Origin of the sequence: Chelatococcus caeni (genome assembly GCF_014196925.1) — a bacterium.
Taxonomy (GTDB): domain Bacteria; phylum Pseudomonadota; class Alphaproteobacteria; order Rhizobiales; family Beijerinckiaceae; genus Chelatococcus_A; species Chelatococcus_A caeni.
The window spans coordinates 390798-417191 of the sequence record NZ_JACIEN010000001.1 but is presented as its reverse complement, the minus strand read 5'-3'; the positions used below and the strand labels follow the sequence as shown (position 1 = coordinate 417191).

The window sequence follows — 26394 nt, the reverse complement described above, 5'->3', positions numbered from 1 at the left end:
GGCTGCCGATACCGCGGGGCGCACCCAGCGCCCCGCATGGCCAAGACTGCGACGGGGCGCCGGGCGCCCCGGAGGTTAAGGACTGCGGCGGGGCGCGCCTCGCGCCCCGCATGCCAAGCAACATCGAAAACGGGGAAACGTCATGACGGACGAGCGGCTCATGCCCGTCTCTTCGCTTCGCCGCGCCATGATCCGGCCGGAGCTCGGGGCGATCTGCGGGGTCATCCTGGTCTTTGCCTTCTTCCTGATGGTCGCGGGCGACAGCGGCATGTTCGCGCCCGCCGGCTTCCAGAACTGGCTCGTCGTCTCCGCGCAGTTCGCCATCATCGCGGTCGGCGCCTGCCTCCTGATGATCGCGGGCGAGTTCGACCTCTCCGTCGGCTCCATGATCGGCTTTGCCGGCGTCATCGCCGCCATCCTCACCGTGCAGTGGGGCTTGCCGGCGTGGCTCGCCATCCTCGTCACCTTCGCCGTGTGCATCGGGCTCGGCGCGATCAACGGCCTGCTCGTCATCCGCACCGGGCTGCCGAGCTTCATCGTCACCCTCGCCTTCCTCTACATCCTGCGCGGCCTCACCATCTGGCTGTCGATCCTGACCACGCGGCAGACCATCATCGGCGGCGTGCGCGAGGCGGCGGAGGGCGACTGGATCGCCGCCCTCTTCGGCGGCGTCATCTTCAAGGGCTTCTTCCAGTGGCTCGGCGACATCGGCCTGCTCACCACCTTCACGCGTGGTGCGCGCGCCGGCCAGCCGGTGGTCGAGGGCGTGCCGATGCTCATCGTCTGGGCGATCGGCCTCATCATCTTCGGCCACTGGCTCCTCGCCAGGACGCGCTTCGGCAACTGGATCTTCGCCTCGGGCGGCGATGCGCAGGCCGCGCGCTACGTCGGCGTGCCGGTCAACCGCGTGAAGGTGCTGATGTTCATGTTCACCGCCTTCTGCGCCACGGTGTTCGCCATGTGCCAGGTGATGGAGTTCGGCTCCGCCGCCGCCGACCGCGGCCTCCTCAAGGAGTTCGAGGCCATCATCTGCGTCGTCATCGGCGGGGCGCTGCTCACCGGGGGCTACGGCTCGGTGATCGGGGCGGCGCTCGGGGCGCTCATCTTCGGCGTGGTGCAGCAGGGCCTGTTCTTCGCCGGGGCCGAAAGCTCGCTGTTCCGCGTCTTCCTCGGCACGATCCTGATCCTCGCCGTGATCATGAACACCTACATCCGCCGCCTCATCACGGGAGAACGCTGATGTCCGCTCCCATCATCGAGATGCGCAACATCGAGAAGCACTTCGGCCCGGTGATCGCGCTCGGCGGCGTCTCCTTCGACGTGCGCTCCGGCGAGTGCCATTGCCTGCTCGGCGACAACGGCGCCGGCAAGTCCACCTTCATCAAGACCATGTCGGGCGTGCACAAGCCCTCGCACGGCACCATGGTGGTGGAGGGCCAGGAGGTCGTCTTCGACAGCCCGCGCGACGCCATGGCGGCCGGCATCGCGACGGTCTATCAGGATCTGGCGATGATCCCGCTCATGAGCGTGACGCGCAATTTCTGGATGGGCCGCGAGCCGGAAAAGGGCTTCGGCCCGTTCAAGACCATCGACTTCGCCAAGGCGAACGAGGTGACGATGCGGGAGATGGCGCGCATGGGCATCAACCTGCGCGAGCCGGAGCAGGCGGTCGGCACCCTGTCGGGCGGCGAGCGCCAGACGGTCGCCATCGCCCGCGCGGTCTATTTCGGCGCCAAGGTGCTCATCCTCGACGAGCCGACCTCGGCGCTCGGCGTGCGCCAGACGGCCAACGTGCTCGCCACCATCGACCGGGTGCGCAAGGCGGGCATCGGCATCGTCTTCATCACCCACAACGTGCGCCATGCCATGGCCGTCGGCGACCGCTTCACCGTGCTCAACCGCGGCAAGACGTTGGGCACGGCCGTGCGCGGCGAGATCACGGCCGAGGCGCTGCAGGACCTGATGGCCGGCGGCCAGGAACTCGCGGTGCTGGAAAGCTCGCTCGGAGGGACCGTGTGATGCTCGACGTCATCACCATCGGCCGCTCGTCGGTCGACCTCTACGGCGCCCAGGTCGGCGGGCGGCTGGAGGACATGGCGAGCTTCCGCAAATATATCGGTGGCTCGCCCACCAACATGGCCGCAGGCACGGCGCGGCTCGGCCTCAAGTCCGGCCTCATCACCCGCGTCGGCGACGAGCACATGGGCCGCTTCATCCGCGAGCAGCTGATCGCCGAGGGCGTCGACGTCACGGGCGTCAAGACGGATCCGGAGCGGCTCACCGCCCTCGTCATCCTCGGCATCCGCGACCAGCACCAGTTCCCGCTCATCTTCTATCGCGAGAACTGCGCCGACATGGCGCTGAGCGAGGAGGACATCGACCCCGCTTATATCGCCCGCACCCGCTGCGTGACGGCGACCGGCACGCACCTGTCGCATCCGCGCACGGAGGCGGCCGTGCTGAAAGCCGTGCGGCTTGCCCGGGAGAACGGGGCGAAGACGGCGCTCGACATCGACTACCGCCCCAATCTCTGGGGCCTTGCCGGCCACGGCGCCGGCGAGAGCCGCTACATCGCCTCAGAGGCGGTGACGAAGAAGCTGCAATCGACCCTCTCCCTCTTCGACCTCATCGTCGGCACGGAGGAGGAATTCCACATCGCCGGCGGTACGACGGACACGATCGCCGCGCTCCGCGCCGTGCGCGCCGTCTCGAAAGCCACGCTCGTGTGCAAGCGCGGGCCGATGGGGGCCGCGGCCTTCGAGGGCGACATCCCGGACAGCCTCGACGACGGCATCTCAGGCCCCGGCTTCCCGATCGAGGTCTTCAACGTGCTCGGCGCCGGCGACGGCTTCATGTCGGGGCTGCTGCGCGGCTGGCTTCGCGACGAGGACTGGGTGACGAGCCTCACCTATGCCAATGCCTGCGGCGCCTTCGCCGTCTCGCGCCACGGCTGCACGCCGGCCTATCCGAGCTGGGAGGAGCTGCAGTTCTTCCTCAAGCGCGGCATCGTCACCCCGGCGCTGCGCCACGACGGCGCGCTCGAACAAGTGCACTGGGCGACGACGCGCAAGGGCAAGTGGCCGCACATGCGCGTCTTCGCCTTCGATCACCGCATGCAGCTCGAGGACATGGCCGACCAGGCGGGCGTGCCGCACGAGCGCATCGGCCCCTTCAAGTCCCTGTGCCTCAAGGCGGCGCAGCGCGTCGCCGACGGCCAGGCGGGCTACGGCATCCTGTGCGACGGCCGCCTCGGGCGCGATGCGCTCTATGCCGCCGCCGGCACCGGCCTGTGGATCGGCCGCCCCGTGGAACGGCCGGGGTCGCGGCCGCTCGAACTCGAAGCGGAGCTGGGGCTCGACTACGGCACGGCGCTCGCCGAATGGCCGGTGGAGCATGTCGTCAAGGTACTGTGCTTCTACCATCCGGACGACGACGCCGGCCTCAAGGCGCGGCAGGAGGAGACGGTGAAGCGCCTTGCCGAGGCGGCGCGGCGCAACAACCTCGAATTGCTGCTCGAGATCATCGCCTCGAAGGCAGGGCCGGTGGACGACACGACCACGGCCCGCGTCATCGAGCGCTTCTACGAGATCGGCGTCTTCCCCGACTGGTGGAAGCTCGAGCCGCTGCGCAGCGAAGCCGCCTGGCGCAACGCGGTCGAGGCCGTCTCGCGCAACGATCCCCATACGCGCGGCATCGTCGTCCTCGGGCTCGATGCGCCCATCGAGGAGCTGTCGGCGAGCCTCGGCATGGCGGCGGCCTTCGATCTCGTGAAGGGCTTCGCCGTCGGCCGCACCATCTTCGGCGACGTGGCGCGGCGCTGGCTCGCCGGCGAGACCGGCGACGAGGACGCCGTCACGGAGATGGCCGAAAAATACCGCATGCTCTGCGACATCTGGGACCGCGTCCGCACGCAAGAGGGACAAGCGTCATGAGCACCATCCGCCTCACGGCCGCCCAGGCCATGGTCCGCTGGCTCGCCGCCCAGAAGACGGCCGACGGCGAGCCCTTCATCGCCGGCTGCTGGGCCATCTTCGGCCACGGCAACGTCGCCGGCATCGGCGAGGCCCTCCACGGGGCGGGCGATGCCCTGCCGACGTGGCGCGGCCACAACGAGCAAACCATGGCGCATGCGGCCATCGCCTATGCCAAGGCGCTCAACCGCCAGCGGGCGATGATGGTGACGACCTCCATCGGCCCCGGCGCCCTCAACCTCGTCACCGCCGCGGCGCTCGCCCATGTCAACCGCCTGCCGGTGCTGCTGGTGCCCGGAGACGTCTTCGCCAACCGGGCGCCAGACCCGGTGCTGCAGCAGGTGGAGGATTTCGGCGACGGCACGGTGAGCGCCAACGACTGCTTCAAGCCGGTCAGCCGCTATTTCGACCGGATCGCCCGGCCGGAGCAGCTGCTCACCGCTCTGCCCCGCGCCATGGCGACCATGACCGACCCCGTCGACTGCGGCCCGGTGACGCTCGCCTTCTGCCAGGACGTGCAGGCCGAGGCCTATGACTGGCCGGAGACGTTCTTTACCCCGCGCATCTGGCACATCCGCCGCCCGCAGCCGGATGCGCGCGAACTCATCGAGGCGGCGGAGGCGATCCGCGGTGCGCGCAAGCCGCTGATCATCGCCGGCGGCGGCGTGCTCTATTCGCTCGCCACGGAGACGCTCACCACCTTCGCCGAGACGCACCAGATCCCGGTCGCCGAGACGCAGGCGGGCAAGTCGTCCCTGCCGTGGGATCACCCGCTCAACCTCGGCTCCATCGGCGTCACCGGATCCTCGGCGGCCAATGCGGTTGCGGAGGATGCCGACCTCGTCATCGCCGTGGGCACCCGGCTGCAGGACTTCACCACCGGCAGCTGGGCCCTGTTCCGCAATCCCGACCGGCGCATCCTCGCCGTCAACGTCGCGCCCTACGACGCCGGCAAGCACCGGGCGATCCCGCTCGTCGCCGATGCCAAAGTGGCGCTCGAGGCACTCTCCGCGGCGCTCGGCGGGCACAAGGCGGCGGCGCCCGAGCCGCAGCTGAAGGCCGATTGGCTGAAGGCGGTCGATGCCGCCACCGCCGCTCCCGGCGACAACGCGTTGCCTTCCGACGCGCAGGTCATCGGCGCCGTGCAGCGCAGCCTCGGTGACGACGCCATCCTCGTCTGTGCCGCCGGCGGCCTGCCGGGCGAATTGCACAAGCTGTGGAAGGCAGGCCGGCCGAACGGCTACCACCTCGAATACGGCTTCTCCTGCATGGGCTACGAGATCGCCGGCGGGCTCGGCGTCAAGATGGCGCGGCCCGACCGGGAGGTCGTGGTCATGGTCGGCGACGGCAGCTACATGATGGCGAATTCGGAGCTCGCCACGGCGGTGATGCTCGGCCAGAAGATCATCGTCGTCGTGCTCGACAACCGCGGCTACGGCTGCATCAACCGCCTGCAGCGCGCCACCGGCGGCGAGAGCTTCAACAACCTGCTCGATACCGCCCGCCACGCGGTGCCCTCCGCCATCGACTTCGCCGCCCATGCCGCCTCCATGGGCGCTGATGCACAGAAGGTGGCGAACATCGCCGAGCTGGAAGAGGCGATCGCCCGCGCCCGCAAGGCGGACAGGCCGAGCGCCATCGTCATCGACACGGACCCGATGCCGGCGACGGAGGCCGGCGGCCACTGGTGGGACGTGGCGGTGCCGGAGGTCTCCGTGCGGCCGGAGGTCAACGCCGCCCGCGCGGCCTACGAAAAGAGCCTGAAGAACCAGCGCCCGGCGGATTGACGCCGGGCCTTTCCCGGAGCCTGAGATGGGCGGAGCAAGATCGAGACCGATCGGGCGTGGCGGCGAGCCTCCGGCTCGCTTCTTGCGCTGGGCCCCAGCTCGCGTTCCGCTTCGCTCAATGCGTCCGGGGAACAAGGCTCTTCTCAAACCACACCCTCGTTTCCCGGCCCGCATGCGCGAGGCGCAGGCGAGAGCCGGGAACCAGCGGACAACCCGATGCCCGAGAGGGCATCGCCGCAATCACCGTCAGCCAACCCAGCCCCCACGCGGATAGCGCAATGATCCTCTACGGCACCAATCCCATCGCCTGGTCCAACGACGACGACCAGAGCCTCGGCGCCAACATCAGCCTCGAGCAGTGCCTGAGCGAAGCCGGCCAGATCGGCTTCGACGGTATCGAGAAGGGCCACAAGATGCCCACCGAGCCTGCGGCGCTGAAGGCCGCGCTCGCGCCGCACGGGCTTTCCTTCGTCTCCGGCTGGCACTCGCTCAACCTGCTCGCCCATTCGGTGGAGGAGGAGAAGAAGGCGATCAGGCCGCATCTCGACCTGCTGAAAGCCATGGGATGCAAGGTCTGCATCGTCTGCGAGACGTCGAACGCCATCCACGGCAACGACGCGGTGGCGCTGCGGGACCGGCCGGTGCTGCCGGCCGGTGACTGGCCCGCCTTCGGCGCCGCCGTGGAACAGATCGCGCAATATTGCGCCGATGAGGGCATCACCCTCGTCTATCACCACCACATGGGCACCGTGGTGCAGGCCGAGGAAGAGATCGACGCCCTGATGGCGCATACGGGGCCGGCGACGCATCTCCTGCTCGATACCGGCCATTGCTGGTTCGGCGGCGGCGACCCGACGCGCGTCGCGAAGAAATACATGGGCCGCGTCGCCCATATCCACGCCAAGAACGTGAGGCCCGCCATCCGCGCCGAGGTCGAGAGCCAAGGCCTCTCCTTCCTCGAGGGCGTGCGCCGCGGCGTCTTCACCGTGCCGGGCGACCCGGAGGGGGGCGTCGATTTCCCGCCCGTGCTCAAGATCGCCGCAGAGCACGGCTATCAGGGATGGCTCGTCATCGAGGCCGAGCAGGACCCGGCCGTGCGCAACCCTTACGAATACCAGTCGATGGGGCTGAAGGCGCTGAAGGCCATGGCGCGCGAGGCGGGGCTGGACAAGGCGTGATGGCGACGGACAAGCGGCCAAGGGTTTGGTACGGCCCGATCCTCCCCCTTCAGAGGGAGGTGGCGCCGCGAAGCGGTGACGGAGGGGGTGACGCGGCGGACCTCGTGAGCCTTGCTCCAGGCCGAACCCCACCCGTCTCGGTTCTTCGGACCGACCCACCCTCCCCTCACGGGGAGGGATCTGACGTGCCTTATCCCCGATCATCGAGGAACACCAAGTGAGCCGGAGGACATGAGATGACCCAGCTCTTGCGCAAGCCCACCGGCACCACGGGCAAGGTGCACGACATCACGCCGACCAGCGCCGGATGGGGCTATGTCGGCTTCGGCCTCTACAGGCTCGTGCCCGGCGAGACGGCGGCGGAGCCGACGGGCGACACCGAGGTGATCCTGGTGCTCGTCGAGGGCAGAGCCGAGATCGGCGTCGGCGACAAGAGCTTCGGCGAGCTCGGCCAGCGCATGAACGTCTTCGAGGGCACCCCGCCGCATTGCGTCTATGCGCCGAACGGCGCCACCTGGTCGGCGCGGGCGACGACGCCGTGCACGCTCGCCGTCTGCACGGCGCCCGGCAAGGGCGGCCACGAGGCCCGCGTGCTGACCGGCATCGAGAAGGTCACGCGCGGCAAGGGCGCCAACACGCGCTACATCCATCCCATCGCCATGGAGGACAGCGACGTCGCCGACAGCCTGCTGGTGACGGAGGTGTTCACGCCGCAGGGCAACTGGTCGAGCTACCCGCCGCACCGGCACGACGAGGACCGCTATCCCGAGATGACCTATCTCGAGGAGACCTATTACCACCGCCTCAACCCGGCGCAGGGCTTCGGCATCCAGCGCGTCTTCACCGAGGACGGCACGCTCGACGAGACCATGGCGGTGAGCGACGGCGACGTGGTGCTGGTGCCGCGCGGCCACCATCCCTGCGGCACGCCCTACGGCTACGAGATGTACTACCTCAACGTCATGGCGGGCCCGATCCGCAAATGGCGTTTCCAAAACCACCCGGACCACGACTGGATTTTCCAGCGCGACAAGTGATGCAAACGGCCCTCGCCTCCACCGTCATGGCCGGGCTTGTCCCGGCCATCCACGCCTCTGACATAGCTCAGGCTTCAGGGCGTGGATGCCCGCGACAAGCGCGGGCATGACGGTGGGGAAACAGGGCCGTTGGTGTGGCGGCGCGCCGCCAAGATAGAAGCCCCCGACCCAAGGACGACACCCATGCTCAATATCGGACTGCTCGGCGCAGGCCGCATCGGCATCACCCACGCCCGGGCCGTGACCGCCCTCCCCGACGCGCGCATCACCGCCGTCTTCGATCCCGTCGACGCGGCCGCCGCGGCGGCGCAGGCGCTGACGGGGGCGCGGCGCGCCAGCGTCGAGGAGATCATGGCGGACAAGGACATCGCCGCCGTCATCGTGGCGACGCCGACGGACCTGCATGCGACGCAGGTGGAAGAGGCGGCGCGCGCGGGCAAGGCAATCTTCTGCGAGAAGCCGATCGACCTCTCCAGCGCCCGCGCCGAGGCCTGCCTCGCCGTGGTGCGCGAGCACAACGCCAGGCTCATGCTCGGCTTCAACCGCCGCTTCGACCCGAGCTTCGCCCGCCTCAAGGCGGAGGTCGAGGCCGGCGCGGTGGGCAAGGTCGAGCTCGTGCAGATCACGAGCCGCGACCCCGCCCCGCCGCCGGTCGACTACATCAAGCGCTCGGGCGGGCTCTTCCGCGACATGATGATCCACGACTTCGACATGGCGCGCTTCCTCCTCGGCGAGGAGGTGACGGAGGTCTTCGCCACGGGTGCTGCCCTCGTCGACGCGGCGATCGGCGCGGCGGGCGACGTCGACACGGCGACCGCGACGCTGAAGACGGCGAGCGGGCGCATCGCCGTCATCACCAATTCGCGCCGGGCGACCTACGGCTATGACCAGCGCCTCGAGGTGCATGGCGAGAAGGGCATGATCCAGGCGGGCAACGAGACGGCGACGACGCTGACGCGCGCCAATGCGTCCGGCTTCACCAGCGACCCGCTGCTCGACTTCTTCATGCAGCGCTATGCGGAGGCCTATCGGCTCGAGCTCGCGGCGTTCTGCCGGCTGGCGGCCGGCGAGGACATCGCGGTGCCGACGGGCGAGGACGGCCTTGCCGCGCTCAGGCTGGCGGATGCGGCGGTGAAATCGCTCGCGTCCGGCCAGTCGGTCAGGCTCTGACCCGCGCCACGCGTGCGACGCGCCGCCGCAAGGCTGCCACGCACGCGGGACGGTGGCCCCCGGCACCGCAGGGCGTTATACAATCGGCGTGACCGATCATCCGGGGGATCGCTTGACCGACGCCAGCGCCCAACCGGTGCTCGCCGCCTCGCGCGGCCAGCGCGCCGAACTCTTGATCGACGCCGTCGCCGATATCGCGCTCTTCGTGCTCGACCCCGAAGGCGTGATCACGACGGTGAACGCCGGCGCTCGCGCCATCACCGGCTGGCGCGAGGACGAGCTGCTCGACGAGAACTGGGCGAAACTGCTTCCCCCCGACGAGGTGGCCGCCGGCCTGTCCGCACAGGCGCTCGCCGCCGCGGCCGCCGAAGGCCGGCATGAACTGCGCCGGCCCATGCAGCGCAAGGACGGCGGCACCTTCGCCGCGCAGGCCAGCCTGACGCCGCTCGGCGACAAGGGCGCGCCGATGGGCTTCGCCCTCGTCATCCGCGACGTTTCCGCCAGCGCCATGGCCGAGCAGACGCTCAAGGCGCGCGAAGCCCATCTGCGCTCGATCCTCGATACCGTGCCCGACGCGATGATCGTCATCGACGAGCAGGGCCTGATGCAGTCCTTCAGCGTCGCGGCGGAGCGCCTCTTCGGCCTGTCGGCGGCCAACGTCATCGGCCGCAACGTCAGCTTGCTGATGCCCTCGCCCTACCGCGAGCGGCACGACGGCTATCTCGAGCGCTACCTGACCACCGGCGAGCGGCGCATCATCGGCATCGGCCGCGTCGTCGTCGGCCAGCGCAGCGACGGCTCGACCTTCCCGATGGAGCTCGCCGTGGGCGAGATGGTGTCGGGCGGGGCGCGCTATTTCACGGGCTTCATCCGGGACCTGACCGAACGGCAGAAGACCGAGACACGGCTGCAGGAGCTGCAGGCCGAGCTCGTCCACATGTCCCGCTACACGGCCCTCGGCGAGATGGCCTCGACGCTGGCGCACGAGATCAACCAGCCGCTCACCGCCATCACCAACTATCTCAAGGGCTGCCACCGCCTGCTCGGGCAGCTGGAGGGCGAGCGCATCGTGCTTCTGCGCGACGGCGTGAACGAGGCCGCCGAGCAGGCGCTGAGGGCGGGGCAGATCATCCGCCACCTGCGCGAGTTCGTCGCCCGCGGCGAGAGCGAGCACCGGCTGGAGAGCCTGCCCAAGCTCATCGAGGAGGCGAGCGCCCTCGCCCTCGTCGGCGCCCGGGAAAAGGGCGTGCGCGTGACCTTCGGCCTCGACCCGGAGGCCCCCGAGGTCTTCGCCGACCGCATCCAGATCCAGCAGATCCTGCTCAATCTCATCCGCAACGCCATCGAGGCGATGCAGGATGCCCCCGTGCGCGAGCTTTCGGTCACGACCCGCGCGCTGCCCGACGAGCACCTCGTCGAGATCGCGGTGTCCGACACGGGCACGGGCCTGTCGGAGGAGGTGCGCAACCGCCTCTTCGAGCCCTTCGTGACGACCAAGCAGCACGGGATGGGCGTCGGCCTGTCGATCTGCCGCACGATCGTCGCGGCCCATGGGGGCCGCATCTGGGCCGAGACCGAGGCGGGCGCCGGCACCACCTTCCATTTCACGTTGCGGACGGCCGGAGAGGAGGAAATCACCCATGGCACCTGAGGCGGTGGTCCACGTCGTCGACGACGATCTCGCCGTGCGCCAGTCGCTGTCCTTCCTGCTCGCCTCGGACGGCCTGCCGGTGCGCCTGCACGAATCGGCGACCGCCTTCCTCGCGAGCGCCGTTCAGGCGCCGGCGGGCTGCATCGTCACCGACGTGCGCATGCCCGGGCTCGACGGCATCGCCTTCCTGCAGGAGCTCAGGCGCCGCGGCAGCACCCTGCCGGTCATCGTCATGACCGGTCACGCGGACGTGCCGCTCGCGATATCCGCCATGAAGGCGGGTGCCGTCGACTTCCTCGAGAAGCCGTTCGACGACGACCTGTTCCTCGCCGCGGTCCGCACCGCGCTCGACCGCAATGCCGAGGAGGCGCGCCGCGTGGCGGAGGCCAGCGCGCTCAACGAGCGCCTCTCGGCGCTCAGCGAGCGCGAGCGGCAGGTGCTCGCGGGACTCGTCGACGGCAAGGCCAACAAGGTCATCGCCTTCGAGCTCGGCATCAGCCCGCGCACGGTCGAGATCTATCGCGCCAACGTGATGGCCAAGATGCAGGCGGCGAGCCTGTCCCAACTCGTGCGCATGGTCCTCGTCGGCGAGGGCGCCGGCGAGCGCCGGGAAGCGTGAGCCGCGCCGCCGGCGAGGCGGCGAGTAGGTAGATTTCCGTAATTGGAGCATGGCCCGGTCTTGAGGCACATCAAGCCGTTGCTCGCGTCGACGGCGTAGGGTGTTCCCAATCGCCAAGACCATACGGGACGTGTTGATGTCGCTGGTTGGGGGGCCTGTCCTCATCGTCGATGACGATGCGGCGGTCCGCGCCTCGCTCAAGTTCGCGCTGGAGCTCGAAGGGCTCGATGTGCGCCTCTACGAAAGCGCCCCGCAGCTTCTGGCGGAGAAGGCGCTTCCGCCGCACGGCTGCATCGTGGTCGACTATTCGATGCCCGGCATGAGCGGCCTCGAACTCATCGACGCCCTGCGCCTGCGCCACATCGGCCTGCCCGCCATCCTCATCTCCGGCAAGGTCAACGACGACCTGCGCCGCCAGGCGGAGCGCCACGGCTTCCGCCAGGTGCTGGAGAAGCCGCTCGAAGACAGCCAGCTGCTCGACGGTATCCGCACGGCCCTCGCCGACGCGCCCTGATCCTCCTTCATTCCCTGCGCGAGGCCGGTGCCCGCGTGGCGCCGGCCTGCGCGCGCCATTGGGCTGCGACAGGCGGTCATCAGGGGTTTCCCTTAGGTATCGAGCGGAATTTTCCGCATGCCGCGTCCGGGCTACCCATCATGCAACAAATCATTTGGGTGCCCTCGAGGAGGTGCAGATGCAGATCGTGATGAACGCCCCGGCCGCCAGGCACTTCGATGCAGCCGTCCTGTCCCGCGCCGCGGTCGCGCAGGGCCGGCGCCCGGCCGGCGTCGGCTCCGTGCGGACCCTCGACAAGGACGAGGAGCTGTTCGCCGAGGGCGATCCGGCCGTGTCCTTCTACCGGGTCACCCAGGGGGTCGTGCGCACGTCGAAGCTCCTCAGCGACGGCCGGCGGCAGATCGACGCCTTCCACTTCCCGGGCGACGTCTTCGGCGTCGAGGCCGGCGCCGAGCACCGCTTCAGCGCCGAGGCGGCCAGCGCCGCCACCGTCATCGCCTACCGCCGGCGCGATCTCGACGACCTCCTCTTCGACGAGACCTTCTCGCGCGAGGTGCTCGGCGCGATGATGCACGCGCTCGAGCGGGCCCAGCGCCACATGCTGCTGCTCGGCCGCAAGTCCGCCATCGAGAAGATCGCGACCTTCCTCGTCGACATGGCCGAGCGGCTCGCCGGCGCCGATGCCGTCGAGCTCCCCATGTCGCGGCTCGACATCGCCGACCACCTGGGCCTCACCATCGAGACCGTGTCGCGCTCGCTGACCGAGCTGGAGCGCAAGGGCGTCATCGACGTACCGGCCAGCCGCCGCACCATCGTGCTGCGCGACAAGGCCGCCCTCGCCCGCCTCAACGGCTGACCTCCAGTCCCTCTCGGTCCTGCCGGGCCGACCCTTGATCGTCCGAAAGGTGGCAGACCCTTTCGGACGATTTTTCTTTTCGGACGGCTGGCAGCGCGCAACGCAGGCCCTATGTTTGTGCCTTCGGCGAGTTGTCGCGCTGGTTCCCGGATCGCATTCCGCTTTCGCTGCATGCGTCCGGGAAACGGGGTTGTGCGGCATGGGCCGCGCATGGTCTGGCCGAAGGGTCGCCTTCCACCACAGCACACCCTCGTGCCCGGGACGCACCGCAGCATGAAATGTTGCGGTGCTGAGCCGGGGCCCACCCGCACGGCGCTTCGATCAACGCGTCCGGGGAACGCGTGTGTGCGGGATCGTCCCGCGCCTCACACCGCGCGGCTGTGGGTGCGGCCGCCCTGGCCGAGATAGGCGTCGAAGGCGGCGGCGATGTTGCGCACGAGGAAACGGGACTCGTCGGGCACGCGCACGACGTGGCCCTCGATGCGGGCGAGGCCGTCGCGGACGACGTCGCCCAGCCGCGGCGCGTTCATGAGCGGCGCCGGATCCGTGCCGTGCCGGGCGCAGATCTCGCCCACGTCGACCACGAGGTCGCACATGAGACGCTCGATGATGTCGGCCCGCAGCCGGTCGTCGGCCGTCAGGGTGTAGCCCTTGACGGTGGCGAGGCCCCCCTCCCCGATCAGCTTGGAATAGCGGCGCGGCAGCGGCTCGTTCTGCACATAACCCTGGGGAAGGCGGCCGATGGCAGAGGCGCCGAAGCCGACGAGCACGTCGCAGGCGTCGCTCGTATAGCCCTGGAAATTGCGGTGCAGACGCCCTTCCCGCTCGGCGATGGAAAGCTCGTCGCCCGGCAGGGCATAATGGTCGAAGCCGATGCGGCGGTAGCCGCCGGTTGAGAGCACCTCGGCGATTGCCTCCGCCTGCAGCCGCCGCTCGGCACCGTCCGGCAGCGCCGCCTCGTCGATGAGCCGCTGGTGCGGCTTGAAGGCGGGCACATGCGCATAGCCGAAGACGGAGAGCCGCGCCGGCCGCAAGGCCAGGCACTGGCGCGCCGTCTCGCGGCAGGATTGGACGGACTGGTGCGGCAGGCCGTAGATCAGGTCGAAATTGACGGCCGTAATGCCCGCCTCGTGCAGCATCTCGACCGCGGCGGCCGTGACGGCATAGCTCTGCACGCGGTTGATGGCCTGCTGGACCACGGGATCGAAGCTCTGCACGCCGAGGCTGGCGCGGTTGACGCCGCCCTCGCCGAGGGCCTGCGCCATCGGCCGCTCGAGGCGCCGCGGATCGATCTCGACGGCGATTTCCGCATCGGGGCCGAGATCGAAGCGCCGGCGCAGCAGCGCCATCAGCGCCAGGAACTCGTGCGGGGCGACGATCGTCGGCGTGCCGCCGCCGAAATGCACGTGGCCGACCTTGAGCGGATGCGGCACGCAGCCGGCCACCGTGTCGATCTCGCGGCAGAGCTCGGCGACATAGGCCGAGATCGGCGCATCCGAGCGCATTACGGTGGTGTTGCAGCCGCAATACCAGCACATCTGCCGGCAGAACGGCACGTGCAGATAGAGCGAGGCCGACAGATCGGGCGACAATTCGCCCAGCCAGCGCGCATAGACGTCCGATGTCACGGCATCGGAGAAATGCGGGGCGGTGGGATAGCTCGTATAGCGCGGCAGGCGCTCGTCGCCATAGGCGGACGCCTTGTCCTCGTTCATCGACAAACCTCTCGAACGACCAGCCGGCGCGAAGGCCCGGCGTTGCCCCGACCATGACGGCAGCCCGGGCGGACGTCCTTGCGGTCGATCAAATCTCGGCTTCCGCCTCCGTATGCGCGAGATAGACGAGGAAGCCGAGCACCTGCGACAGCGCGGCAAGGTCGTTGTCGATATGTTCGCTGAGGAAGGCGACGAAGGCCTCGGCCGCCGTCGGCAGCGTGCGGTCCAGCATCGTCTGGATCTCGAAGCGGCGGCGGTGGAGGAGCTCGGAGCGCACCGGTCGGGCGACGAGCCGGCCCGAAACGAGGCCCGAGACCATCGACAAGGGCGAAGCGACGAGCATGCCGCCCTTCGTCTCGACGAAGCGGCGCTGCGCGGAGACGAAATTGGTGATGAGCACCGGCTCCAGCGCCACTCCCTCGTCGGCGCAGGCCATGTCGACGAGCTGGCGCAGCGTCGTGTTCGCCTCCGACAAGGTGATGGGATGGTCGCGCAGGTCCTGCAGCGTCAGGCTCTCGCGGGCGGCGAGCGGATGGTCCGGCGTCATCACGGCGAGGATCGGCGCCGGCCAGGCGCGCTGCACCTTGACATCCGGCGACGGTGCGAGACCGAAGGTGACGCCGATGTCGACATCGCCGTTCTGCACGAGGCGCGTCACCGCCGTGAACGGCACCACCGCGAGGTCGAATCGGATGCCCTCGTAGCGGCGGCGGAAGGCGACGATCGCCTCGGGCATCATGTCGAGCGCGAAGCCCTCGGTCGTTGCGATCCGCACCTCGCCGCGGGCGAGCCCCTCGAGCTCGCGGATGCGGCCCACGACCCGCTCGCCTTCCAGCGTCATGCGCCGCGCATAGGTGGCGAGCAGGCGGCCGGCCTCGCTCAGCACCATGCCGCGCGGCCGCCGCTCGAACAGGCGGCTGCCGAGGTCACGCTCCAGCTTGGCGATCTGCCGCGAGACGGCCGAGGCCGCCACGTTGAGCCGGCTCGACGCCTCGCTCACCGAGCCGGTGCGCACGACCTCGAGAAAATAGCGCAGGGCCGTGCCTTGCATGATGCCTCATCCTCTGCCTTGCCAAATCGGCAATGAAAGTTTCCAAACAATATAATTGCAGAAAGTGTAGCCGTGTTCTGAAAATATGCACTCGGACCGGCCTGGCCGGCTCGCAACGGAGGAGGGCGAAAATGCCCCCTCCAGCCAAGGGAACGGGGAACAGCCGGTCAGAGCCGGTGACGGAGCCGCCGCGCGAGGGCGCAGGCGCTGCGTCATGGTTGGCGTCGGGGTTGCCACGTTCCGCCAGAAAGAGGGTGAACATGCGCAACCTGATCAAGCTCACGACCCTTGCCGCGGTCAGCGCCCTGGCGCTCTCCGCGCCGGCCTTCGCCGGCAAGAGCGACAATTCCGTCGTCATGGCCTATGACCAGGCGCCGGAAAGCGTCGATCCGTTCTTCAACAACGTCCGCATCGGCGTGATCATCGGTCAGCACGTCTGGGACACGCTGATCTACCGCGATCCCATCACGAACGACTACAAGGGCCAGCTCGCCAAGAGCTGGAAATGGGTCGACGACCGCACGCTCGAGGTCGAGCTGCGCGAGGGCATCAAGTTCCACAACGGCGAGGAATTCGACGCCGACGACGTCGTCTACACGCTGAATTTCGTCTCGAAGCCCGAGAACAAGGTCACCACCCAGCAGAACGTCAGCTGGATCGAGAAGGCCGAGAAGGTCGACAAGCACAAGGTGCGCATCACCACCAAGAAGGTCTTCCCCGCGGCCATCGAATATCTCGCCGGGCCGGTCGTGATCCACCCGAACGAATATTACGAGAAGGTCGGCCCGGCCGGCCAGAACGACAAGCCGGTCGGCTCCGGCCCCTACAAGGTGACGGAATACGTCCCCGGCAAGTCGATCGTGCTCGAGACGAACCCGGATTATTTCGCCGATTCGCCGAAGCCGAAGCCCACAATCGGGAAGGTCGAGATCCGCTTCATCCCGGACCGGCAGACGCAGATGGCCGAGGCCATCTCGGGCGGCGTCGACTTCATCATGCACGTGCCGAAGGACCAGGCCGAGCAGCTCGAGGCCGCGCCCCACCTGCAGGTCGTCTCGGGCGAGACGATGCGCATCGTCTTCATGCAGATGAATTCGCAGGAGGGCACGCCCGCCCCCGCGCTCAAGGACGAGCGCGTGCGCAAGGCCATCATCCACGCCATCGACCGCGAGACGATGGTGAAGGAGATCGTCGGCAAGGGCTCGCGCGTGCTCAACACGATCTGCTTCCCCTCGCAGTTCGGCTGCACCGACCACGGCGCGCCGAAGTATCCGTACGACCCGGAGAAGGCCAAGTCGCTCCTGGCGGAAGCGGGCTTCCCCAACGGGCTCGAGCTCGACATCGTCGCCTATCGCGAGCGCAACCAGACGGAAGCCATCATCGGCTACCTGCAGGCGGTCGGCATCAAGGCCAACCTGCGCTTCCTGCAATATGCCGCGATGCGCGAGCAGATCCGCGGCAACAAGGCGATGCTGACGCACCAGACCTGGGGCTCGTTCTCGGTCAACGACGTCTCGGCCTCGACGCCGGTCTATTTCGCCATGGGCGACGACGACATCTCGCGCGATCCTGAAGTGCGCGACGCGCTGAACAAGGGCGACAACTCGGTCGACCCGGCCGTGCGCAACGCCTCCTACAAGGAAGCGCTGACCCGCATCGCCGAGAAGGCCTATGCCGTGCCGCTCTATTCGCTGCCGGTCTATTACGTCGCCACGGCGGACCTCGACTTCCGCGCCTATCCGGACGAGATGCCGCGCTTCTGGGAAATGACCTGGAAGAAGTAAGGACCGCCCGAGTAGCTGGGGACTATTCCAGCTGAACGTCGGAGCGTGCGCGCCCTGTTCCCTCCCCCCTTGTGGGGGAGGGTTAGGGAGGGGGGTGGTGCCAAACGAACGGCGGCACACTCGCCGGTGACGACCCCCACCCCTACTCCTCCCCACAAGGGGGAGGGGAGTTGGCGCCCAACCGGAGCAAGAGCCCGGAGAACGGCCCATGATCGGCTATATTCTGAAACGGCTGGGGCTGGCGCTGCTCGTTGCGCTCGCCGTCTCGGCCATCGCCTTCTTCCTCTTGCGCATGTCGGGCGATGTCGCCATCGCGATCGCCGGCGAGGGCGCGCGACAGGAGGACATCGAGCTCGTGCGGCGCACCTACGGCCTCGACCGGCCCCTCGTGGTGCAATATGTCGAGTGGCTGTGGAACACGCTCCGGGGTGACTTCGGCACGTCGATCTACTTCAAGACCGATGTCGCCACGCTCGTCTTCGCCAAGCTGCCGACGACGCTGCTGCTCGGCGTCCTCTCCCTCGGCTTCGCGCTCCTCGTCTCGATCCCGCTCGGCGTGCTCGCCGCCGTCTATGCCAACAGCTGGATCGACCGCCTGGCGCTCGCCATCGCCGTCGTCGGGCAGGCGCTGCCCAACTTCTTCTTCGCCCTCATCCTCGTGATGCTGTTCTCCATCACGCTGCGCTGGCTGCCGGTCTCGGGCTCGAAGACATGGGCGAACTTCATCATGCCGACCATCGCGCTCGGCTATTACGTCGCGCCGGCCTTCATGCGGCTCATCCGCGCCGGCATGATCGAGGTGCTGTCGGCGGACTACATCCGCACCGCCCGCGCCAAGGGCCTGCCGACGCGCAAGGTCATCTTCAAGCACGCCCTGCGCAACGCGGTGGTGCCGGTCGTCGCCCTCACGGCCGTGCAGCTCGGCTTCCTGCTCGGCGGCTCGGTGGTCATCGAGACCATCTTCGCCCTCGATGGGCTCGGCTACCTCGCCTACCAGAGCATCACCTTCAAGGATTTTCCCGTGATGCAGGTGATCGTCCTCATGCTCTCCGTCCTCTACGTCCTGCTGACGCTCGCGGCGGATATCGCGAACGCCTGGCTCGACCCGCGCATCCGGGTGGCATGACATGACGAGCGAACCGCTTTCCCTGCCCGCCGCGGCAGAGCCCACCGCCTTCTCCCGCCTCATGCGCCGCGTGCTGGGGCAGAAGGCCTTCGTCATCGGCGTCGGCATCCTCGCCGTCATCGTGCTCATCGCGCTCCTTGCGCCGGTGCTCGCGCCGCACGATCCCTATCTGCAGAACCTCAGCGCCCGCAACGTGCCGCCCTTCTGGTACGCCAAGGGCTCCTGGGTCCACCCGCTGGGCACCGACCAGCTCGGGCGCGACTATCTCTCGCGCGTCATCTACGGGGCACGCATCTCGCTGCTCATCGGCATCAGCGTCGTCATCATCTCCGGCCTCATCGGCACGACGCTCGGGCTCGCGGCCGGCTATTTCGGCGGCAAGGTCGACATGCTCGTCACCTTCCTCGTCACCACGCGCCTGTCGATGCCGGTGATCCTCGTGGCGCTCGCCGTCGTCGCCATGATCGGCGGCTCGCTGTGGATCGTCATCCTGGTGCTCGGCTTCCTGAAATGGGACCGCTTCGCCGTCGTCATGCGCAGCGCGACGCAACAGGTGCGCTCGCTCGACTATGTGGCGGCGGCGGAGGCGGCCGGCGCCTCGACGACGCGCATCGTCCTGCGCGAAGTGCTGCCCAACATCGCCCCGCACCTCATCGTCGTCGCGACGCTGGAGGCGGCGAGCGCCATCCTGCTCGAAGCCGCCCTCTCCTTCCTCGGCCTCGGCGTGCAGCCGCCCCTGCCCTCCTGGGGCCTGATGATCTCGGAGGCGAAGGCCTACATGTTCTTCTCCTTCTGGCTCATCGCCATCCCCGGCACGGCGCTGGCGCTGCTCATCTTCGCCATCAACCTCGCCGGCGACGGCCTGCGCGACATCATCGCCCCCGAAGGACGGAGCTGACGGCATGGCCAATTCCAGCGACATCGTTCTCGAGATCGACGGCCTCAGCGTCGACATCAGGACCGCGGGCGGCACGCTGCACGCCGTGCGCGACATCTCCTTTTCCGTGAAGCGCGGCGAGACGCTCTGCCTCGTCGGTGAATCGGGCTGCGGCAAGTCCATGACCTCGCTCGCGATCATGGACCTCCTGCCGAAGGCCGCGACGAAGAGCGCGCGGCGCCTCGCCTTCGCGGGCGAGGACCTGTCGCGCGCCGGCAAGAGCCGTATCAACGCGCTGCGCGGCAACCGCATGTCGATGATCTTCCAGGAGCCGATGACGGCGCTCAACCCCGCCTACACCATCGGCAACCAGCTCGTCGAAGCCTATTGCCTGCACAAGAAGGCCTCGGAGGCTGAGGCGCGCGAGCGGGCCGTGTTCCTCCTCGGCAAGGTGGGCATCGCCAATGCCGCCGAGCGCCTCGGGCAATATCCGCACCAGCTGTCGGGCGGCCTGCGCCAGCGCGTCATGATCGCCATGGCGCTGATGTGCGGGCCGGAACTGCTCATCGCGGACGAGCCGACGACGGCGCTCGACGTCACCATCCAGGCGCAGATCCTGCGCCTGCTCGCCGACCTGCAGCAGGAGCTCGGCATCGCCATGGTGCTGATCACGCACGACCTCGGCATCGTGGCGCGCATCGCCGACCGGGTGGCGGTGATGTATGCGGGCCAGATCGTCGAGGAGGGCCCGACGACCTCCCTCTTCAACGCCCCGCGCCATCCCTACACGCAGGGGCTGATCGAGTGCATCCCGGTGCCCGGCCGTACCGAGCCCGGCGGGCGCCTCGGCGTCATTCCGGGCGTCGTGCCCTCGCTCGTCGGGGAGGTGCGCGGCTGCAGCTTCCGTGATCGCTGCACCAAGGCCCAACAGGCCTGCCTCGACGCCCCGCCCGTGCGCGAGACCGCGGACGGCCACCGCTGGCGCTGCATCCTGGAGAACGCGGCATGACGGCTCTCATCGAAGCGCACGACCTCACCCGCTCCTTCGAGGTGAGTCGTGGCATGTTCAAGGGCAAGCGCACGCTCCATGCCGTGAACGGCATCTCGCTCGACATCCGCCAGGGCGAGGTGCTCGCCATCGTCGGCGAATCCGGCTGCGGCAAGTCCACCCTCGCGCGCATGCTGCTCGGCCTCCTGCCGCCGAGTGCCGGCGCGATCACGCTCGAGGGGCAGGACATCCGCAGCCTCGGCCGCAAGGGCATGGCCCGGCGCGTGCAGCCGGTGTTCCAGGATCCCTATTCCTCGCTCAATCCGCGCCGCACCATCGCCTCCATCGTCGCCCTGCCGCTCGAGGTGCACGGCATCGGCACGGCGGCCGAGCGGCGGAAGATGACGATCGAGATGCTCGACAAGGTCGGCCTGCCGCAGCGCTTCGCCGACCGCTACCCGCGCGAGCTGTCCGGCGGCCAGCGCCAGCGCGTCGCCATCGCGCGCGCGCTCGTCATGAAGCCCGAGGTGGTCGTCTGCGACGAGCCGACCTCGGCGCTCGACGTGTCGGTGCAGTCGCAGATCCTCAACCTCTTGATGGACCTCAGGCGCGAGCTCAACCTCACCTATGTCTTCATCAGCCACAACCTCGCCGTCGTCGAGCACATCGCGACGCGCGTCGCGGTGATGTACCTCGGCCGCGTCGTCGAGCTCGCCGAGACGGAGGCGCTCTTCAAGGCCCCGCGCCATCCCTACACCAAGGCGCTGCTCGCCTCGGTGCTGACGCCGGAGCCCGGGCTCGGCATCCCGGACACGGGGCTCGGCATCGCCTTTCCCGATCCGCTCAACCCGCCCTCGGGCTGCCCCTTCCACCCGCGCTGCCCCGAGCGGCTGCCGCAATGCGGGAGCGTGGTGCCGCAGATCCTGCGCGACGAGAACGGCGCCGTCGCCTGCCATCTCCACGGGCAGGCCCCGGCGCCCCACTGAAGGAGAAGCGCCATGCGCCTTGCTGCAGCGAACCCCACGGGCGACGTCACCGGCAAGGCGCCGGAGCTGTGCCGCCTCGACGCCGGGACGCTCGCCCGCCTCATCGCGCGGCGCGACGTCTCGGCGCGCGAGGTGGTCGGCGCCTTCCTCGACCATATCGCGGCGATCAACCCGACCTACAACGCCATCGTGTCCCTGCGCCCACGCGAGGACATCCTCGCCGAGGCGGATGCGGCGGACGCCGCGCTCGCCCGGGGCGAGGCGGCGGGTCCGCTGCACGGGCTGCCCCAGGCCATCAAGGACCTCGCGCCGACGAAGGGCCTCACCACCACCTTCGGCTCGCCGCTCTTCGCCGATTTCGTGCCGCTGGCCGATGCCATCGCGGTCGCCCGCATGCGCGCCGCCGGCGCCATCATCATCGGCAAGACGAACACGCCGGAATTCGGCCTCGGCTCCCACACCTACAACCCCGTCTTCGGCGCGACGCGCAATGCCTATGCGCCCGCCCGCACGGCCGGCGGATCGAGCGGCGGGGCGGCCGTGGCGCTCGCCACGCGCATGCTGCCCGTCGCCGACGGCAGCGACTTCGGCGGCTCGCTGCGCAACCCGGCCGCCTACAACAACATCTTCGGCTTCCGCCCGTCCCAGGGCCGCGTGCCGAGCCTGCCGGCGCCGGAAGGCTTCTTCACCCAGCTCGGCACCGAGGGGCCGATGGCGCGCAATGCGGCGGACCTCGCGCGGCTCCTTTCCGTACAGGCGGGGCACGATCCGCGCGCTCCGCTGTCGCTCGACGGCGGCGGGCCCGACTACGAAGCCGCGCTCGATGCCGACCTCAAGGGCAGGCGCATCGCCTGGCTCGGCGACCTCGGCGGGCACCTTGCCATGGAGGACGGCATCCTCGCCCTGTGCGAGGGCGGCCTGCGGCATCTCGCCGACGCCGGCCTCATCGTCGAGCCGCATGTGCCGGCCTTCGACTTCGAAGCCCTGTGGCAGGCATTCGTCGCGCTGCGCCATTTCATGGTCGGCGGCAAGCTGAAGGCGCTCTACGACGATCCGGCGAAGCGCGAGCAGCTCAAGTTCGCCGTGCGCTGGGAGATCGAGGGCGGCCGGCGGCTGAGCGCCTACGCGCTCTACGAGGCGAGCACCGTGCGCTCGGCGTGGTACGCGAGCGTGCTCAGGCTCTTCGAGCGCTTCGACTATCTCGCCCTGCCGACGGCGCAGGTCTTCCCCTTCCCGATCGAGGAGGAATGGCCGAAGGCGATCGCCGGCCGCGCGATGGACAGCTACCACCGCTGGATGGAGGTGGTGGCGCCCGTCACCCTCTCCGGCTGCCCTGCCGTCTCCGTCCCCGTCGGCTTCAATGCGGCCGGCCTGCCCATGGGCATGCAGCTCGTGGGGCGGCCGCGCGACGACCTCTCCGTGCTGCAGCTCGTGCGCGCCTACGAGCAGGTCTCTCCCTTCCCGGCGGTGGCGCCCTGAGCCCCGCCGTCTACCCGCAAGGAGTTTCAGCCACCATGACCCGTGAAGCGGCCATCGCCCGCGCCGAAGACTACTTCGATTCCGGAGCCCTCAAGACCGACCTGACGCGCCTCGTCGCCATGCCGACCGAGAGCCAGAACCCGGACCGCGCGCCCGTGCTGCGCGACTACCTCGTCAAGGAGATGGTACCCGCGCTCGAGGCGCTCGGCTTCGCCTGCCGCCTCCTCGAACACCCGAAGGCGCGCGCCCCCTTCCTCTATGCCGAGCGCATCGAGAATCCCGCCCTGCCGACCATCTTCGGCTACGGCCACGGCGACGTCATCCGCGGCCTCGACAGGGACTGGAAAGAGGGTCTCTCGCCCTGGCAGCTGACCGAGGTGGGCGACCGCTGGTACGGCCGCGGCGTCGTCGACAACAAGGGTCAGCACGTCATCAACATCGCGGCGCTGAAGGCCGTGCTGGAGACGCGCGGCAAGCTCGGCTTCAACGCCAAGTACCTCATCGAGATGGGCGAGGAGATGGGCTCGCCCGGCCTGCGCGAGCTCTGCGCCGAGCAGAAGGAGCTGCTCAAGGCCGATGTGCTCATCGGCTCCGACGGGCCGCGGCTCAATGCCGAGCGGCCGACGGTCTTCCTCGGCTCGCGTGGCGGCGTGACCTTCGACATGACGATCGATGCCCGCGAGGGCGGCCACCATTCCGGCAACTGGGGCGGCCTCCTGTCGGATCCCGCCATCCAGCTCGCCCACGCGATCGCGACCATCGTGTCGCCGACCGGGCAGATCCGCATCCACGAGTGGGTGCCGAAGGAGCTGTCCGAGGGCGTGCGCCGCGTGCTCGCCGATTGCGAGGTGGACGGCGGGCCGGACGGTCCGACCATCGATCCCGACTGGGGCGAGCCCGGCCTCAGCCCGGCCGAGCAGGTCTTCGGCTGGTGCTCCTTCGACGTGCTCGCCATGAAGGCCGGCAATCCGGAGACGCCGGTCAATGCCGTGCCGCCCAAGGCCTGGGCGCGCTGCCAGCTGCGCTTCGTCGTCGGCGTCGACCCCGAGGAGGTGCTGCCGGCCCTGCGCCGTCACCTCGCCCGGCACGGCTTCGCGATGGTCAAGGTCGAGAAGAGCCGCGACGAGATCTTCCACGCCACCCGGCTCGACCCGGAGGACCCGTGGGTGACCTGGGCGGTCGGCTCCATCGCGCAGACCACCGGCAAGAAGCCGGCGATCCTGCCCAATCTCGGCGGCTCGCTGCCCAACGACATCTTTTCGGAGGTGCTCGGCCTGCGCACCATCTGGGTGCCGCACTCCTATCCCGGCTGCTCGCAGCATGCGCCGAACGAGCACCTGCCGGTCGCGATCGCCCGCGAGGCGCTCGGCCTCATGGCCGGGCTCTACTGGGACCTCGGCACGGGCAAGACGCCGCCGGTGTGAGGCAACCAGCCAGGAGCCGCCGCCGCGTGATGCCCGCGCCTGTCGCGGGCATCCAGGCCGTGACGCTCGCGCGGGATTGAAAGGCGTGGATGGCCGGGAAAAGCCCGGCCAAGACGGGTGGAGAGGTTGTGCCACGCTCCCCGCTCCGTTTGCGCAGCCGTCTCCACGTCATGCCCGCGCTCGTCGCGGGCATCCCCGCCGTGACACGCGCGCAGGATTGAAAGGCGTGGATGGCCGGGACAAGCCCGGCCAAGACGGGTGGAGAGGTTGTGCCACACTCTTCCCGTTCTATTTGCGCAGCTGTTTCCGCCGTCATGCCCGCGCTCGTCGCGGGCATCCACGCCGCCGACGCTCGCGCAGCGGGGTTGAAAGGCGTGGATGGCCTCCCTCAAGCCCAATCGATGCGATGATGATCTTCATCTTCCCGAACAGCCTTCGGCGATGTCTCCGGGCTGAACAACGAGCCCGGCCGTGACGACCGAGGGGCGACCCGCAGTCGCGCAACCGCGTTTCCGGGACGCATGCAGCGAAGCGGAATGCGCGCCGGGAACCAGCGCAAGAACCTGCCGAAGGCTCCAAATGAACGGGCCCCGGATCTGCGCCGCATCATTTCGTGCTGCAGCGCGTCCGGGGCACAGGGTTCTTCTGCTGGGGAGCCGTGGCCCCTCCCCGTCACGCCGCGTTCGCCGCCGGGCGCCGCATGCGCCGCAGCGCCATGCCGATGAGGGGGCTCAGCACCACGAGGATGGTGAAGACGCCCAGCACGCCGGCGATCGGCCGCTCGAAGAAGGCAATGAAGCTGCCGTCCGACTTGATCATCGAGGTCACGAAATTCTCCTCGATCATCGGCCCGAGCACGATGCCGAGGATGCAGGGCGCGACGGGGATGTCGTTCTCCTCCATGAGGAAGCCGAGCACGCCGAAGGCGAGCATGATGACGATGCCGTAGGCCGTGTTGTTGACGGCGAAGGCGCCGATCATCGAGAAGCCGAGGATGAGCGGCATCAGCACGCGCCGCGGCACGCGCAGGATGACGGTGGCCCCCTTCATGACCGCCCAGCCGAGCGGGATCATGAAGAGATTGGCGAGGATGAAGATGAGGAAGACGGCGTAGATGCTCTCGGGATTGTTGATGAAGAGCGTCGGCCCGGGGTTGAGCCCCTTGATGAAGAGCACGCCGATGACGACGGCGGTGATGGAATCGCCCGGGATGCCGAAGACGAGCGCCGGCACCCACGCGCCGCCGAGCGCCGCATTGTTGGCCGAGGTGCTCTCGACGATGCCCTCGACATGGCCCTTGCCGAATTTCTCGGGCGTCTTCGAGAACTTCTTCGACATCGCATAGGCAACCCAGGCGGCGATGTCGGCGCCCGCGCCGGGCAGGATGCCGACGGCCGTGCCGAGCGCGTTGCCGCGCACCTGCTGGCGCCAGTAGGTGCGCACCATTCCGCCCCAGTTGCGGAAGAGGTTGCCCACGCGGCTCTGCGTCACCTTGAGGTCGGTGGCGCCGTGCACCATGGCGCGCAGCACCTCGGAGACGGCGAAGAGGCCGATCATCGCCGGGATGAAATCGACGCCGCCCATCAGCTCCGTATAGCCGAAGGTGAAGCGCGGCACGCCGGCGGGGTTGTTGAGCCCGACGGTGGCGACGAGCAGGCCGATGAAGAGGCTGATAAGGCCCTTCAGGGGCGAGACCGCGCCGATGAAGATGGCGCAGGTCAGGCCCAGCACCGCGAGCCAGAAATATTCGAAGGACGAGAACCGGAGCGCTACCTCGGCAAGGGCCGGCGCGGCGACGATGAGGACGGCCGTGCCGAACAGGCCGCCGATGGCCGAGAACAGGAGGTTGGCGCCGAGCGCCGTCTCCGCCTCGCCCTTGCGCGTCATGGCATAGGCCTCGTCCGTATAGGCGGCGGAGGCGGGCGTGCCGGGGATGCGCAGCAAGGTGCTCGGAATGTCGCCGGCGAAGATGGCCATGGCCGAGCAGGCGATCATGGCGCCGACGGCCGGCAGCGGATCCATGAAGAAGGTGATCGGCACGAGCAGCGCGATCGCCATGGTCGCCGTCAGGCCCGGGATGGCGCCGATGACCATGCCGAAGGCCGAGGCGAGCAGAACGGATATGAGCACGCCCGGCGTGGCGACGAGCCCGAAGGCTTTCTCGATGGCTTGCATGGGCGC

Annotated in this window: 21 protein-coding genes; 18 read left to right on the top strand and 3 right to left on the bottom strand. The window is 69.0% G+C overall.

Translation table 11 applies throughout. The annotated features are described in order from the left end of the window. Positions 1 to 142 precede the first annotated feature (142 nt). From GGR16_RS02060 to GGR16_RS02010, 11 genes are all read left to right on the top strand, one after another. A complete protein-coding gene (locus GGR16_RS02060) occupies positions 143 to 1240 on the top strand; it encodes an ABC transporter permease (protein WP_019400448.1) in 1098 nt (365 codons plus the stop codon). Then, on the top strand, positions 1240 to 2019 hold the full coding sequence (locus GGR16_RS02055; protein WP_019400449.1) for an ATP-binding cassette domain-containing protein: 780 nt from the start codon (positions 1240 to 1242) through the stop codon (positions 2017 to 2019). The genes GGR16_RS02060 and GGR16_RS02055 overlap by 1 nt, the downstream gene beginning before the upstream one ends. Beyond that, positions 2019 to 3932, top strand: coding sequence for a bifunctional 5-dehydro-2-deoxygluconokinase/5-dehydro-2-deoxyphosphogluconate aldolase (locus GGR16_RS02050; RefSeq protein WP_183315571.1), 1914 nt, complete (start codon positions 2019 to 2021; stop codon positions 3930 to 3932). Before GGR16_RS02055 ends, GGR16_RS02050 begins: the two co-directional genes overlap by 1 nt. Beyond that, complete coding sequence (gene iolD, locus GGR16_RS02045) at positions 3929 to 5758, top strand: 3D-(3,5/4)-trihydroxycyclohexane-1,2-dione acylhydrolase (decyclizing) (protein ID WP_183315570.1); 1830 nt, start codon at positions 3929 to 3931, stop codon at positions 5756 to 5758. The genes GGR16_RS02050 and iolD overlap by 4 nt, the downstream gene beginning before the upstream one ends. Before the next feature lie 278 nt (positions 5759 to 6036). Beyond that, on the top strand, positions 6037 to 6936 hold the full coding sequence (gene iolE / locus GGR16_RS02040; protein ID WP_183315569.1) for a myo-inosose-2 dehydratase: 900 nt from the start codon (positions 6037 to 6039) through the stop codon (positions 6934 to 6936). 236 nt (positions 6937 to 7172) lie between these two features. Beyond that, positions 7173 to 7973 (top strand): 5-deoxy-glucuronate isomerase, encoded by an 801-nt coding sequence (gene iolB / locus GGR16_RS02035; protein WP_183315568.1) that lies wholly within the window; start codon positions 7173 to 7175, stop codon positions 7971 to 7973. 183 nt (positions 7974 to 8156) lie between these two features. Beyond that, complete coding sequence (gene iolG / locus GGR16_RS02030) at positions 8157 to 9143, top strand: inositol 2-dehydrogenase (RefSeq protein WP_019402421.1); 987 nt, start codon at positions 8157 to 8159, stop codon at positions 9141 to 9143. 112 nt (positions 9144 to 9255) lie between these two features. Next, positions 9256 to 10794, top strand: coding sequence for a PAS domain-containing sensor histidine kinase (locus tag GGR16_RS02025; protein WP_183315567.1), 1539 nt, complete (start codon positions 9256 to 9258; stop codon positions 10792 to 10794). After that, the gene (fixJ, locus tag GGR16_RS02020; RefSeq protein ID WP_019402423.1) at positions 10784 to 11413 is read left to right on the top strand and encodes a response regulator FixJ; all 630 of its coding nucleotides are present in this window, start codon (positions 10784 to 10786) and stop codon (positions 11411 to 11413) included. The genes GGR16_RS02025 and fixJ overlap by 11 nt, the downstream gene beginning before the upstream one ends. Positions 11414 to 11549: 136 nt before the next feature. Next, positions 11550 to 11927 carry a response regulator transcription factor gene (locus tag GGR16_RS02015; protein ID WP_019402424.1) on the top strand — a complete coding sequence of 126 codons (378 nt, stop codon included), beginning with the start codon at positions 11550 to 11552 and terminating at the stop codon, positions 11925 to 11927. Positions 11928 to 12105: 178 nt separating this feature from the next. Then, positions 12106 to 12783 (top strand): helix-turn-helix domain-containing protein, encoded by a 678-nt coding sequence (locus tag GGR16_RS02010; RefSeq protein ID WP_245258896.1) that lies wholly within the window; start codon positions 12106 to 12108, stop codon positions 12781 to 12783. 365 nt (positions 12784 to 13148) lie between these two features. Here GGR16_RS02010 and hemN read toward each other — a convergent pair whose 3' ends face one another. After that, a complete protein-coding gene (gene hemN / locus GGR16_RS02005) occupies positions 13149 to 14498 on the bottom strand; it encodes an oxygen-independent coproporphyrinogen III oxidase (RefSeq protein ID WP_183315566.1) in 1350 nt (449 codons plus the stop codon). Between the two features lie 88 nt (positions 14499 to 14586). After that, on the bottom strand, positions 14587 to 15549 hold the full coding sequence (locus GGR16_RS02000; protein ID WP_183315565.1) for a LysR family transcriptional regulator: 963 nt from the start codon (positions 15547 to 15549) through the stop codon (positions 14587 to 14589). 260 nt (positions 15550 to 15809) lie between these two features. Between GGR16_RS02000 and GGR16_RS01995 the strand changes: the two genes are divergently transcribed. From GGR16_RS01995 to GGR16_RS01965, 7 genes are all read left to right on the top strand, one after another. Continuing rightward, positions 15810 to 17333: an ABC transporter substrate-binding protein gene (locus GGR16_RS01995; RefSeq protein WP_019402428.1), complete on the top strand. Its 1524-nt coding sequence runs from the start codon at positions 15810 to 15812 to the stop codon at positions 17331 to 17333. A gap of 208 nt (positions 17334 to 17541) precedes the next feature. Further along, the gene (locus GGR16_RS01990) at positions 17542 to 18459 is read left to right on the top strand and encodes an ABC transporter permease (RefSeq protein WP_019402429.1); all 918 of its coding nucleotides are present in this window, start codon (positions 17542 to 17544) and stop codon (positions 18457 to 18459) included. 1 nt (position 18460) lies between these two features. Next, complete coding sequence (locus GGR16_RS01985; RefSeq protein WP_019402430.1) at positions 18461 to 19357, top strand: ABC transporter permease; 897 nt, start codon at positions 18461 to 18463, stop codon at positions 19355 to 19357. 4 nt (positions 19358 to 19361) lie between these two features. Then, complete coding sequence (locus GGR16_RS01980) at positions 19362 to 20345, top strand: ABC transporter ATP-binding protein (protein WP_183315564.1); 984 nt, start codon at positions 19362 to 19364, stop codon at positions 20343 to 20345. Then, a complete protein-coding gene (locus GGR16_RS01975; RefSeq protein ID WP_183315563.1) occupies positions 20342 to 21310 on the top strand; it encodes an ABC transporter ATP-binding protein in 969 nt (322 codons plus the stop codon). The genes GGR16_RS01980 and GGR16_RS01975 overlap by 4 nt, the downstream gene beginning before the upstream one ends. Positions 21311 to 21322: 12 nt before the next feature. Then, a complete protein-coding gene (locus GGR16_RS01970) occupies positions 21323 to 22789 on the top strand; it encodes an amidase (protein WP_183315562.1) in 1467 nt (488 codons plus the stop codon). A gap of 35 nt (positions 22790 to 22824) precedes the next feature. Beyond that, on the top strand, positions 22825 to 24213 hold the full coding sequence (locus tag GGR16_RS01965) for a M20 family metallopeptidase (RefSeq protein WP_183315561.1): 1389 nt from the start codon (positions 22825 to 22827) through the stop codon (positions 24211 to 24213). A gap of 672 nt (positions 24214 to 24885) precedes the next feature. Here the strand turns inward: GGR16_RS01965 and GGR16_RS01960 are convergent. Next, positions 24886 to 26388 (bottom strand): tripartite tricarboxylate transporter permease, encoded by a 1503-nt coding sequence (locus GGR16_RS01960; protein WP_019402435.1) that lies wholly within the window; start codon positions 26386 to 26388, stop codon positions 24886 to 24888. Between the last annotated feature and the right edge of the window lie 6 nt (positions 26389 to 26394).